The organism is Actinoplanes sp. NPDC020271, assembly GCF_044388125.1.
In the GTDB taxonomy this organism is placed as follows: domain Bacteria; phylum Actinomycetota; class Actinomycetes; order Mycobacteriales; family Micromonosporaceae; genus Actinoplanes.
On sequence record NZ_JBIRWQ010000001.1, the window covers coordinates 685,389 to 698,127 of the forward strand.

11 protein-coding genes are annotated in these 12,739 nt (G+C 71.1%); 9 read left to right on the plus strand and 2 right to left on the minus strand.

The features are described from left to right. The first annotated feature begins 112 nt into the window (after positions 1–112). From ACH442_RS02975 to surE, 5 genes are all read left to right on the plus strand, one after another. Complete coding sequence (locus tag ACH442_RS02975; RefSeq protein ID WP_396120851.1) at positions 113–2,236, plus strand: HelD family protein; 2,124 nt, start codon at positions 113–115, stop codon at positions 2,234–2,236. Positions 2,237–2,606: 370 nt separating this feature from the next. Next, positions 2,607–3,521 (plus strand): cation diffusion facilitator family transporter, encoded by a 915-nt coding sequence (locus ACH442_RS02980; RefSeq protein WP_396120852.1) that lies wholly within the window; start codon positions 2,607–2,609, stop codon positions 3,519–3,521. A gap of 43 nt (positions 3,522–3,564) precedes the next feature. Continuing rightward, positions 3,565–3,906, plus strand: coding sequence for a hypothetical protein (locus ACH442_RS02985; protein WP_396120853.1), 342 nt, complete (start codon positions 3,565–3,567; stop codon positions 3,904–3,906). Positions 3,907–4,099: 193 nt separating this feature from the next. Further along, positions 4,100–5,035, plus strand: coding sequence for a PfkB family carbohydrate kinase (locus ACH442_RS02990; RefSeq protein ID WP_396120854.1), 936 nt, complete (start codon positions 4,100–4,102; stop codon positions 5,033–5,035). Continuing rightward, the gene (gene surE / locus ACH442_RS02995) at positions 5,032–5,883 is read left to right on the plus strand and encodes a 5'/3'-nucleotidase SurE (protein WP_396120855.1); all 852 of its coding nucleotides are present in this window, start codon (positions 5,032–5,034) and stop codon (positions 5,881–5,883) included. Before ACH442_RS02990 ends, surE begins: the two co-directional genes overlap by 4 nt. 204 nt (positions 5,884–6,087) lie before the next feature. On the opposite strand, the gene ACH442_RS03000 is transcribed toward surE, so the two are convergent. After that, entirely contained in the window at positions 6,088–6,438 is a 351-nt protein-coding gene (locus ACH442_RS03000) for an STAS domain-containing protein (protein WP_396120856.1), read from the minus strand. Between the two features lie 296 nt (positions 6,439–6,734). Between ACH442_RS03000 and ACH442_RS03005 the strand changes: the two genes are divergently transcribed. The 4 genes from ACH442_RS03005 to ACH442_RS03020 all read left to right on the plus strand — a co-directional run bounded on the left by ACH442_RS03005 (position 6,735) and on the right by ACH442_RS03020 (position 10,799). After that, the gene (locus ACH442_RS03005; RefSeq protein WP_396120857.1) at positions 6,735–7,235 is read left to right on the plus strand and encodes a hypothetical protein; all 501 of its coding nucleotides are present in this window, start codon (positions 6,735–6,737) and stop codon (positions 7,233–7,235) included. A 324-nt stretch (positions 7,236–7,559) separates the two neighbouring features. Next, positions 7,560–9,041 carry a serine/threonine-protein kinase gene (locus tag ACH442_RS03010; protein WP_396120858.1) on the plus strand — a complete coding sequence of 494 codons (1,482 nt, stop codon included), beginning with the start codon at positions 7,560–7,562 and terminating at the stop codon, positions 9,039–9,041. A 36-nt stretch (positions 9,042–9,077) separates the two neighbouring features. Further along, positions 9,078–9,938 carry a MerR family transcriptional regulator gene (locus ACH442_RS03015; protein ID WP_396120859.1) on the plus strand — a complete coding sequence of 287 codons (861 nt, stop codon included), beginning with the start codon at positions 9,078–9,080 and terminating at the stop codon, positions 9,936–9,938. Between the two features lie 27 nt (positions 9,939–9,965). Further along, positions 9,966–10,799, plus strand: a complete 834-nt coding sequence (locus tag ACH442_RS03020) for a hypothetical protein (protein ID WP_396120860.1) — start codon at positions 9,966–9,968, stop codon at positions 10,797–10,799. A gap of 52 nt (positions 10,800–10,851) precedes the next feature. Here the strand turns inward: ACH442_RS03020 and ACH442_RS03025 are convergent, their stop codons facing one another. Further along, positions 10,852–12,660: a bifunctional metallophosphatase/5'-nucleotidase gene (locus ACH442_RS03025; RefSeq protein ID WP_396120861.1), complete on the minus strand. Its 1,809-nt coding sequence runs from the start codon at positions 12,658–12,660 to the stop codon at positions 10,852–10,854. Positions 12,661–12,739 lie beyond the last annotated feature (79 nt).

Consider the following 12,739-nt stretch of genomic DNA (forward strand, 5'->3'; position numbering starts at 1 on the left):
ACGATGCGGTGAAACACCAGGCCGCTTTTCGGCGCGTTGCGGGGCAGGAGTAAGTTCGATTGCCCCCTTCGCGTGAGCGCTGGTGGTGCGCATGAAAGGGAGAACGACCGACTTGAGCGACGCCACCGTCCTGCAACAGGAGATCGCGGTCGAGCAGCAGCACGTGGACCGGGTCTACGCCCGTCTCGCCGAGCTGCGCAAGGACGCGTCCCGCGCCGAGAAGGAGGGCTATCAGCTCGCCGGAGTCGGCACGTTCGGCGCCCTGGTCGAGCGCGACGCGATGGTCTTCCACGCGGCCCGCCGCCGGCACGCACTGGACACGGAATACGAGGGGCTGGTCTTCGGCCGCCTCGATCAGAAGGACGGCGCTACCCATTACGTGGGCCGGATGGGCATCCGCGACGACACGTCCAAGCCGCTGGTCGTCGACTGGCGTGCGCCGGCGGCCGCGGCCTTCTACCGGGCCACCCCGGCCGATCCGCTGGGGGTCGTGCGGCGCCGCATGATCCAGTCCAGCCGGGAGAGAGTCACCGGCATCGAGGACGACCTGCTCGACCCGGAGTCCGCGCCGGACGGCATGCGCGTGGTCGGCGACGGCGCGCTGCTGGCCAGCCTCTCCAAGGCGACCGGTCACGGCATGCGCGACATCGTCGCCACCATCCAGCGCGAGCAGGACGACGCGATCCGCTCCCCCGCGGGTGGCGTGACGATCGTCACCGGCGGCCCGGGCACCGGGAAGACCGCGGTCGCCCTGCACCGCGCGGCGTACCTGCTCTACTCCGACCGCAGCCGCTTCGCCGGCGGCGGTGTCCTGGTGGTCGGGCCGTCCGGGGTCTTCGTGGAGTACATCGCGACCGTTCTGCCCTCGCTCGGCGAGGACACCGCGACGCTGCGCTCGCTCGGCTCGCTGGTGCCGGGCTGGAACGCGACCCGGGTGGACTCGGGCGAGGTAGCCGCGATCAAGGGCTCGCTCCGTATCCGCCGAGTCCTGGAGCGGGCCTCGCACGACGCCGTGCCGGGCGGCCCGACCGAGTTGCGCCTGCTCTACCGGGGTGCGCTGCTGCGGCTGGACGCGGCGCAACTGGATCAGATCCGGCGCAAGGCACTGCCCCGCGGAGCGCGCCGCAACGAGGTGCGTGGGCACGGCTTCGACCGGCTCTTCGACGCGCTGTGGGCGCAGGCCCGCGACCAGAAGCTGAGCGGTCTGCCGGAGAAGCGTGAGTTCGAGGCGGAGCTGGCCGACCGCTCCGACTTCCGGAACTTCCTGCGGGAGTGGTGGCCGCGCTTCACGCCCCTGCGTGTCCTGCGCTGGCTGGCCGACCGGGGACGGCTCCGGGCGTACGCCAATGGGATCTTGTCTCGTGAAGAGATCGAAACCCTGCAGGGCTCTTTCGACGGGCTCGCGGAGTTCGGACCGACGATCGCCGACGTGGCGCTTCTCGACGAGCTCGACGAGTTGATGGGTCGCCCGCGGCAGCCGCAGAAGAAGAGCAAGAACCCTTTCCATGTACGGGACGGAGTCCAGGAGGTCAGCACGTTCGCCGATCGTCAGGCGGCCGCGCGGACCCAGCACGCCCAGCGCGAGGAGGACTACCGGGACTTCGCGCACGTCGTGGTCGACGAGTCGCAGGACGTCTCGCCGATGCAGTGGCGCATGATCGGCCGCCGCGGGCAGTACGCGTCCTGGACGATCGTCGGCGACCCGGCGCAGACCGCGTGGTCCGGCGACCCGGACGAGCTGGACCGGGCCCGGGAGAAGGCGCTCGGCTCGCGCAAGCGCAACAGTTACGCGCTGACCACCAACTACCGCAACTCGTCGGAGATCTTCGCGGTGGCCGCGGGGGTGATCCGGGCGATCCTGCCGGATCTGCCGCTGCCCTCGGCGGTGCGGTCGACCGGCGTGGACCCGGTGGACCTGGTGACCGGCGCCGCCGCGCTGCCGGCGGCGGTCCGTGACCTGACCGAGAAGCAGCTCGCCGACGTGGACGGGACGATCGGCGTGATCACCCCGGTGCCGCGGCGCGACGAGATGGCCGCGTGGGTGACCGGCCTGCCGGAACGTGTCCAGGTGGTCACCGCGCTGGAGGCCAAGGGTATGGAGTACGACGCGGTGGTGCTCGTCGAGCCGGGCGAGATCGCCGTCGACCGGGCCGGGGTGCGCACGCTGTACGTCGCCCTGTCCCGCGCCACCCAGCGCCTCACCACGGTCGGCACCGACCCCGGCTGGCATCCTTAGGCCGGCTCAGGGACCCGCGTGCCACCGGCTGGGCCACAGGGGTGCCTCGACCCACCTGAAGCACCTCGGACAGCCGGCCACGACCGGGTGGGTGGGCCGCAGAGGTGCCTCGACCGGCCGGAGGCGCCTCCGGGGCCGGCCGACGAGCCGCGGCTGGGCCGCAGGGGTGCTTCGACGCGCCTGAGGCACCCCTGGAAGCCGGCCACGGGTGGGCTCTCGGGCGGGTGATTGTGCTGGTCGAGGCGGGCGTCGGCCACGCCGGGGCGGGCCCGGCCGTTACCGTCACCGCGAGAGCGCCGGCCGTCGATTGCATACATTGCGATGTGCGCATACCTTGGCGGCGGCGCGCCCGACGACGGAAGGTGGAGACATGGGAGCCGGTCACGACCACGGCGCCCGGGCCCTGCACGCCGGCGCCCGGCATCGGAGCCGGCTGTGGTGGGCGGCGGCGCTGCTCACCGGATTCATGCTGGTCGAGGCGGCCGCCGCCGGGCTGACCGGCTCACTGGCACTGCTCTCCGACGCCGGGCACATGTTCACCGACGTGCTGGCGATCGCGATGACGCTGGCCGCGATCACCGCCGCCGGGCGCGCCGGCTCGGATTCCGCCCGCACGTTCGGGCTCTACCGGCTGGAGGTGCTCGCCGCGCTCGCCAACGCGACGCTGCTGACCCTGGTCGCCGGGTTCGTGGTGGTCCAGGCGGTGCGCCGGTTCACCGGCCCGCCCGAGGTGCCGGCCGGCGCGATGCTGCTGGTCGCGCTCGGCGGGCTGGCCGCCAACCTGGTCGTGTTCGCGCTGCTGCGGTCGGGCGCGAAGGAGAACATCGGGGTCCGCGGGGCGTACCTGGAGGTGATCGGCGACCTGCTGGGCTCGGCCGGCGTGATCGTGGCCGCGGTGGTGATCTGGCTGACCGGCTGGGCGTACGCGGATCCGATCGTCGCCGTCGGCGTCGCCCTGATGATCCTGCCGCGCACGTTCGCGCTGGGCCGTTCGGCGGTGCGAATCCTGGTCCAGGCTGCCCCGGAGCACGTGGACGTGGCCGCGGTCCGCGAGCGGCTGGCCGCCGTCCCGGGTGTCTGCGACGTGCACGACCTGCACGTCTGGACACTGACCGAGGGCATGGAGGTCGCCTCTGCGCACCTGCGTCTGGAGCCGGCCGCCGAGCTGGGCGCGGTCCTGACCGTGGCCCGGGAGGCGCTGCACGACGAGTTCGCCATCGAGCACGCCACCCTTCAGGTGGAACCGGCCGGCGTGGGCGGGGACTGTACTCCTACCGGCTGGTGATTCAGGTATGGCGATCATCACATCGATGGCGGAGTATCCAGCCATGACGGTGCAACATCTGCCCCGCGTGGTCTGGGACGGCGCCCGGGCCTTCGTCCGCGCCGCCCGCGGCCCGGACTTCTTCGACTTCGTCTGGGCGGCCCGCGAGCTGCTCGGCAAGGACACGTACACCGAATTGATCGCCACACGGGAGCGCCTGACCGAGGCGGACGTCCGGGCCGGCGGCGATCCATCCGCCATCGACATGGAGGCGGGCCGGTGGCGGGTACGTCTGGACGAGCTGCTGCACGCCCGCCCCGATCTGACCTCCGCCGTCGTAGACCTCACCGCCAGGTCCTGTCCCGCGGATCACGCCGGGCTGCGGCGTGGCCCGGGCGGCGGGTGACCGCGTCCGGGGGCGGCCACATACAACACCGGTAGGCGACTTCCGCCCGGCCGAAGCCACCCGCCGCCCGGACCACGCCTCGCTCCCCCGTGATCCGCGGGCCAGAACCTGGGGTCTTCACGGTGTAGAACGTGGCTTCTGTTCTTTTTGCGATCCGCCACGCCGGATGCGCAAAAAGATAAGAATGCGAATCATGAGTGACGGCCGGGTCATGGTCTTCGCGCCGGCTCCCCAGCTGACGGTGACCATCGAGCAACACCACGACGAGCCGGAGCTGCACGTGCATCCGGGTGGCCAGGGCATCTGGCAGACCCGCATGATCACGTCGCTCGGCGCCGGGGTGACGCTCTGTACCGCGGCCGGCGGCGAGGTCGGCCGGGTGCTGGCCCCGCTCATGTCCGAACTGCCGGGCGTGACCATCCGCCTGGTCCGCCGCGAGCACGGCAGCGGCTGGTACGTCCACGACCGCCGCAGCGGCAGCCGCCAGGAGATCGCCGAGCGCCCCGGCGTCCCGCTCTCCCGCCACGAACTCGACGAGCTCTACAACCTGTCCCTGGCCGAGGGCCTCCGGGCCGGCATCGCCATCCTCAGCGGCCCCGCGCACCCGTCGGTGATCAGGCCCGAGGTGTACGGGCGACTCGCCGCCGACCTGCGCGCGAACGGCTGCCGCGTGATCGCCGACCTGTGCGGGCGCTACCTCGAAGAGGTGCTCGCCGCCGGCCTGGACGTCGTCAAGATCAGCCACGAGGAGCTGATCAAGGACGGGCTGGCCGCCGACGGTTCCACCCGGGAACTGACGAACGCCCTGGTCAAGCTGAACGCGGACGGCGCCGGAGCGGCTCTCGTCTCGCGCGCCGGCGAGGGCGCGCTGGCCCTGATCGACGACGAGATCTACGCGGTCACCCTGCCCCGGCTGACCGCCGCCGAGCATCGCGGCGCCGGCGACTCGATGACCGCCGGTGTCGCCGCCACCCTCGCCGGCGGCGGCACGATGACCGACGCCGTCCGCACCGGCGCGGCGGCCGGCGCCCTCAACGTCACCCGGCACGGACTCGGCACCGGGCACGTCGACGCCGTCCGGGTACTGACCGAACGAGTCCGGCTGACCCCGATCAAGAAGGCATCATGACCCCTCGCGACCTGCGCATCCTGATCACCAACGACGACGGCATCGAGGCACCGGGCATCCGCTGGCTGGCGCGGGCACTCGCGCATGCCGCCTACGACGTGGTGGTCGCCGCACCCCTGAGCGAATCGAGCGGCAGCAGCGCGTCCATGACCGCCGTCGTGCAGGACGGAAAGATCGTCTCCGAGCCGCGGGAGATTCAAGGAGCCAAGAACATTCCCGCGTACGGCGTGGCGGCCTCCCCCGCGTACATCGTCCTGCTCGCCCTGCGGGAAGCGTTCGGCCCGGCGCCCGGCCTGGTCGTCTCCGGCATCAACCGGGGCGCGAACGCCGGAGCCGCCGTGGTCCACTCCGGGACCGTGGGAGCCACCCTGACCGCGTCCCACGCCGGCCTGCGCGGCCTGGCGGTGTCGCTGGACGTGCTCACCCCGGCCCAGGCCACCGCGGCCAGCGGCGGAGCGGCGATCGACGCCATCCACAAGGCCGACGAGGAGCAGCACCACTGGGCCAGCGGCGCCGAGCTCGCCGTCCGGATCCTGCCCGCTCTCCTGCACACCCCGCCCGGCACGGTCTTCAACCTGAACGTCCCCGACCTGCACGTGGACGGCATCCGCGGGCTGAGGCAGGCGTCACTGGCCCGGTTCGGCCAGGTGCAGATGAGCATCGCCGAGGCCGGTGACGGTTACGTCCGCACGGCCGTCCAGGCCGCCGAGGAGGAACTCGAGGCCGGCACCGACCTGGCCGCCCTCGCCGACAACTTCGCGGTGGTCACGCCACTGCGGGCCCCGCACGAGGACACCGGCATCCGCATCAACGTCGACGGCATCCGCATCCAGACCCCGGCGATCTGAGCGTCGCCGCCCGGCCCGACCACCGCGAGGGCCCGGCACCGTCCAGCCCCGGCGATCCGAGCGTCGCCGCCCGGCCCGACCACCACGAAGGCCCGGCACCGTCCAGCCCCGGCGATCCGAGCGTCGCCGCCCGGCCCGACCACCACGAAGGCCCGGCCCCCACGAGCGGGGACCGGGCCGTTTCGAGTCCGGGTCGGTGCTGCCTCAGGCGCCGGAGAGTGCGGCGTCGTCCTGATGAGGCTGCGGGTTGCCGAAGAGGCCGAGAAGGCCGGTGACCCACAGCTGTCTGTGCGCGAACCGGCTGGGCCGGGTCACGACCACCTTGACTCCGCTCACGCCGGCGAGCTGGAAGGCCGCCACGAGTGCACTGATGCCCACGGAGTCGATGAAGGTCACGTGCTGCATGTTGAGCTCGATGCGAGCCGGGATGCCCTCGCCGAGCTGGGCCGCGACGGCCTCACGGATCTCATACGCGTTCTCGACGTCGATCTCGCCGCGCGGCGAGACCTCGACGGCGCCGTCAGCGAGCGTCGACGTCGTTATCGACAGCGTCACGCCTTTTCCCCTCCACCCGCCCGGGTCGTTCCGGGCGTTGTTCCTCTGTTCGCGGGTCGTCACGAGCACCCTGTTTGCAGGGCGGACGGACTACCCCCGGAAGGTTCGGTGAAACTGACCGAAAGGTTAGGCCCCGAACCTGTTAGACACCTGAGTGGCCCGTGTGAACGTGGTCAAGAGTACTGCGGAGCGTCAAATCGTTTTGGAACTGTGATGCCGTCCATACCGGACGTTTGACGTCACCACCATCGGGGCAGGAATCTTCAGAGCTGGGCGAGCGCAGGAGGTAACCGACGATGTTCGCGACAAGGAAGAACCGGGCCGAACGGACGACCGCCCAGGCCTGGGAGTACCTGTCCGCTGCCATGGCGTCCGCGGGCGAGGCCGCCCGGGATGCCGGTAAGCAGGCGGCGGCCACGGCCGACAGCGCCGGCCGGGGCACTCAGAGACTGGCCGATCGGGCGAACCGGCGCGGGCGGAAGATGGCGGCCCGGGTCGACAAACGGAGCCAGAAGCTGGCCCGGAAGGCGAGTAAGAAGGGTCACAAGTTGGCCGGCCGCGCGAGCGGGGCCGCCGACGAGGCCTGGAGCCGGGCCAACGCCGCGGCGAACGCGCTGGCCGGGCAGAAGCCGGGCCGCCCGTGGGGCCTGATCGCCGGGTTCGGCCTGCTCGGGCTGGCCGCCGGCTGGGCCGCGGCCACGACCGCCCGCGCCGCGGTGGAACGCGCGGCGGAGGACGAGCAGATCGAACTGGCGGAGACCGCGCTGGTGGTCACCCCGACGTACGACGGGAAGTAAAGCCGGAAAAAAGGGGGTGTGGCGGCCGTCTCAGGGCGCCGCACCCCCTTTCCGCGCACCGCATCGACGAAGGCCGCGGATCGGCTCTCCAGGGCACGCCGGGTGCCGAGCGCGACGCCTGCGGACACCCGGGAACGACGTCCCGCCCAGCTCATCGCCGATTCCGCAACCGGGCAAAGGGTGTCTCCGCTGACCTCCCGTTGATCCGCCGGGCTCTGTACTCTTGAGCGGCATTGCGTTCGATCAGAGATCCATCCGAAGTTGATCAAAGATCGATCAGAACTTGCCAGCGGCCCGGCCGCCCGATCAGAAAAGGTCCACCTGGTGCTCAGTGCGGGACATCTCCTGGACAACCGCTACCGGTTGGACGAACGGATCGCGACCGGTGGCATGGGTGACGTGTGGCGTGGCACCGACGTGGTGCTGGGGCGCACGGTCGCGGTGAAGGTGCTGCGCACCGCGATGCTGGACGATCCCGAGTTCGCCGCCCGGTTCTACGGCGAGGCGCGGATGATGGCCGCGTTCCGGCACCCGGGCGTCGTCGAGGTCTACGACTACGCGGAGGCCGGCGACTCCGGCGGGCCGGAGAAGGTCGCCTACCTGGTGATGGCGTTCGTCGAGGGCGAGCCGCTGTCCAACCGGGTGAAGCAGGGCCCGATCCCGGTCGCCGAGACGCTGTCGATGGTGGCGCAGGCGGCCGACGCGCTGCACGCCGCGCACGAGGCCGGCATCGTCCACCGGGACATCAAGCCCGGGAACCTGATCGTGAAGCCGTCCGGCGCGGTCATCCTGATCGACTTCGGCGTCGCCCGTTCCAATGCGCTGACCAGCATGACCGGGCTGAACGCGATCGTCGGCACGGCGCTCTACATGGCACCCGAGCAGGTCGCCAAGGGCAACCTGACCCCGGGGACGGATGTCTACGCCCTGGGCGCGGTGGCCTATCACTGCATCGCCGGCCGCCCGCCGTTCGACGGGGACAACGCGCTGCAGGTCGCGCTGCGTCACCTGGAGGACGAGCCGGATCCCCTGCCCGACCACGTGCCCTACGAGGTGCGCGAGCTGATCGCCCGGGCGATGGCCAAGCAGCCCGCCGACCGCTATCAGAGCGCCGCCGAGTTCGCCGAGGCGGCCTACGCGGTGGTCGGCAGCCCGCAGGACTGGAAGCGGCTCACCGGCACGGCCATGATCGCGCCGAGGAGCCCGGTGCCGGTCAGCCCGTCCGGCCCGCCGTCGGGCGCCTACACCGGCCCGCCGTCGGGGGCCTACTCCGGCCCGCCGTCGGGCGCCTATGCCAGCCCGCAGTCGGGGGCCTATCCGACGATGCCGGTCGCCCGCCCGCGGATGTCGCCGTCCCCGCCGCCGATGCCGGCTCCGGTCTACACGCCGGAGAAGCCGTTCGCCCAGCGTGGCCTGATGATCGCCGTGATCGCGCTGTTCATCGTGGCCGGCGGCCTCGGGATCGCGTGGGCGGTGAGCGACAAGGACAAGCCCGCCGACGCCAGCACCGACGGCGGCAAGAAGGACAACCCGGGCATCTCCCAGCAGGACACCAGCGAGGCGACGTTCGACCCGGAGTCCGCGGCCCCGGTGGTGGTGCCGTCCGCCCATGCGCCGTCGAGCAGCAGGAAGCCGTCGGCGAAGCCGTCCGTCACCTCGGCCTCGCCCTCGGCCACCTCGGCGTCGCCCAGCCCCACCCCGTCCAGTGCCGCTCCGTCCTCGTCGGCGCCCAGCAGCCCGCCGCCGAGCAGCCCGGCCACCAGCACGTCGCCGGCCACCCCGACGGAACCCGACACCAACGGTTGACCCTGACACAGTGTCAGACGGGACGGTGGACCGGCCATGTTGAGTATCGGAGACTTCGCCGGCCTGGGCCGGGTGTCGGTGCGCATGCTGCGCCACTACGACGCCATCGGTCTGCTGCTGCCTGCTCACGTCGACCCGCACAGCGGCTACCGGTTCTACACCGCCGAGCAGTTGCTGCGGCTCAACCGGATCCTCGCTCTCAAGGATCTCGGCTTCACGCTGCAGCAGGTGCAGCTGATGGTCGAGGAGAAGCTGGACCCGGCGGAGCTGCGGGGGATGCTGCGGTTGCGGCGGGCCGAGCTGACGGCTCAGGTGGAGCGGGACAACGCCCGCCTGGCCCTGGTCGACGCGCGTCTCCGGATGATCGAGACGGAGGGTCACATGAACACCGCGGACGTCGTTCTGAAGCAGGTCCCGGCGCTGCGCGTGGCAGAGTTGTCCGCCACTGCGCTGGGCTACGACCATCCCACGTCCATCACCGAGAATCTGACTCCTCTCTACCCGCGCCTGATGGAGCTGATGGAGGCGGCCGGAGTCACGATGACCGGGTCACCGCTCGCGTTCTACCGGCCGGCACCGACCGGCCCGGAGGACGAGACGATCACCGTGCACGCGGCTTTCCCGATCGGTGACGCCGACGTCGCCGGGGCCGGGTTCGACGTCACGGTGCTGCCGCCGGTGGAGGTGGCGGCCGCGGTGCACAAGGGTCCGATGTCGGAGGCGTTCCGCACCGGCGGGCGGATCGCGACCTGGATCGAGGAGAACGGGTTCCGGCCGGTCCCGCCCGGCTATGCCCGCGAGGTGTACCTGCACTGCCCGGACGGGCGCCTCGAGGAGTGGCTGACCGAGATGCAGGTCCCGCTCGCCGGCACCGGAAATGCAACCGGCGGCAACTGAATCCTCAACTGGGCCGGGTGGCGGCCGATGAACCCGGGTGGCACGGAACTGCACCCGAGCCGCTACCGGAAAGGCCGCACGATGACCGTCCAGACGCCGCACAACGAGTACCCCGTCGACTACGCCGTGTCACCGCCGTGGGCGCAGGAGACGGAGACCATGCCGTGGACGGACGGCCACCGGGCCGAGGCACCGGCCTGGCCGAACGAATCCCGGACGGCCGCGTACCGAACGGCCGGACATCAAACGCCCGGCGGCCCGGCGGCCGGCCACCGAGCCCCGGTCGCGGAGAACGGGGAGGCGGCGACCGAGGAGCTGGGATCGTTGCCGTTCGGCGGCACGATCCCACCCTACGGCTCCCCGGCGAACCGGCACGGCCAGCTCCTGGTCCGCTTCCCGCAGGCGGTTCTGGGGGAGAGCCGGCCGGACGCCCCGTCCTGGCGGCCGGTGGTGGCGTGGACGTTCTTCCTCAGCGTGCTCGGCGTGGTCTCCGCGATGCGCCGGTCGGGCAAGGCCAAGGCGTACGGCCGCCCCCGCGCCCCGTACTGGATCGCCTTCCTGGCCACCCTGGTCGCCGGGGGCGCGTTCTGGTCGTTCCTGATCGCCGACGTGGTGGTGCCGATGCACCGGAGCAGTGTGGAGAGCGCGGCGACCACGGCGGTGCAGGCCAAGGTGCTCGGCGACGGCCGGATCGAGGAGGCGGTCGGCACGAAGGTGAAGTCGGGTGGCTGCGCGCCGGCCGGGGTGCGGGGCGATGACGGGCTGCGCCCCTACACCTGCACGTTCCGGCTGGCCGACGGACGGTCGGCGTCGGTGCAGATCAAGGCCGATGCGCGCGGCAACTGGGAGACGGCGAAATAACGTACCGAAGGGGCGCCTTTGATCGTCGAAGGCGCCCCCGCGGAACCGATCGTCAGAAGGTGACCGGGACGCCCTCGCGGACGAGCTGCCAGTTCTTCACGAAGAAGTCGGCCGGGTTGATCTGGCCCTTGGCCTGCGCCCAGTCGATGAGGAGCTGGCGGATCTCCTTCTGCTCGTTGTAGACCTGGGTCTTCACGATGCCGGGGAACGCGCCGCCGCCGGACCGGCGGTAGTTGTTGACCGCGACGACGAACTGCGCGTCGGCGGCCACGTCGACGCCGTCGAGCTGCAGCTTGGTGATGCGGCTGCCGATCGGCTTGCTGATGTCGATGTCGTACTCGACCCCGGAGAGGATGTCGTAGTTGTAGTCCGGGATGGTGCTGTCGCTGATGGTGGCGACGTCGACCGGCGCGCCGGCGGCGAGGGTCTTGAAGAACTTCGCCGAGTACTCCAGGTACGCCCGCACCTCGGCACCGGTCAGCACGACCGCTTCCAGGGTGTTGTCGTAGATGTAGAGCCCCGCGACGTCCTTGATCTTGACGTCGCCCTTCGGGAACACCGCGGTACGGCTGAACGGCGCGGCGATCGACAGCACGGGCAGGCTCGCGTACTGCGTGCCGGCCAGCGCCTTGGTCACCTCGTCGGTCTGCACCTTGTTGATGTAGTCGAGGATCGGGGTGTCCTCGTACCGCGAGGTGGCGGCGGAGAGTTCCTCGGTGGAGGCGGCGACGACCTGGTTGACGTAGGCCACGGTCTTGTTGTGCTGGCTCTTGGTGACGGCCAGCACCTTCGGGTCGGCGTCGACCGTGTTGGTGTTCAGGGTCGCCGACGCCGCGGTCGTGACCTTCCACTTGCCGTGCTCGCGGACCAGGTCGAAGTCCATCTTGGTGACCCGCTGGCCCCACTTCGACGGCTCCGAGGTGAGCACCTGCTTGCCGGTCGCGGTGTTGGTGACGAACTTCTGCGCGATCTCCAGGTGCGCGTGTCCGAAAAGGATCGCGTCGATGCCGGGGACCTGCTGGGCGATCAGACCGACCGGGTTCTCGTTCGGCAGCTCGGAGCCGTAGCTGGAGACGCCGCTGTCGCCGCCGTGCGCGACCACGATGACGATGTCGGCGCCGCGCTTGCGGATCTCCGGCACCCACGTGGCGGCCGTCTCGACCATGCCGAGGAAGTTCAGCTTGCCCTCGACGTTGCCCTTGTCCCAGATCGCGACACCCGGGTTGGTCAGGCCGAGGATGCCGACACGCAGAGTGGGTGCGTGCCTGCCGACAGAGACCTTCTTGATGACGTACGGCGTGAAGGCCGGCTTCCCGGTCCTGGCGCTCACCGCGTTCGCCGCCAGGGCGGGGAAGCCGAGCTGGCGGATCCAGAGGTTCAGCAGCGGCAGGCCGTAGTTGAACTCGTGGTTGCCGAGCACGACCGCGTCGTAGCTGAGCACGTTCATCGACTTGGCCATCGGGTGCTTCTCACCGGTGGTGGTGATCGGCTCCTGCTTGGCGTAGTACGTGGCCAGCGGCGTGCCCTGGATCGTGTCGCCGGCGTCGAGCACCAGCGTGCCGCCGGTCGCCTCCTTGCGCAGCTTGTTGATCAGCGCGGCGGCCTTGGCGACACCGACGTCGTTGTGCGCGGAGTCGTCATACTCGGCGTCCTTGTAGTAGTCCCAGTTGTAGATGTTGCCGTGCAGGTCCGAAGTGCCCAGGACGGTCAGGTGGAAGGTCTCCGGAGCCTTCGGCGGCTGCGGGTGACCGTGGCCCTTGCCGCCGGCCTGCGCCGCGCCCGGGAAAGCGAGGGGCGCCGCGGCCGCGGCAGCCGAGACCGCCAGCACACCGCGCCGCGAAACGCCGTTGGGAAGCGTCATTGCGAACCTTTCGAGAAGATCGATGAGCCGCGCCTCGTGGGCGCCGCAACCCCAGCACCCTAACGGTCGATAGGGTCAT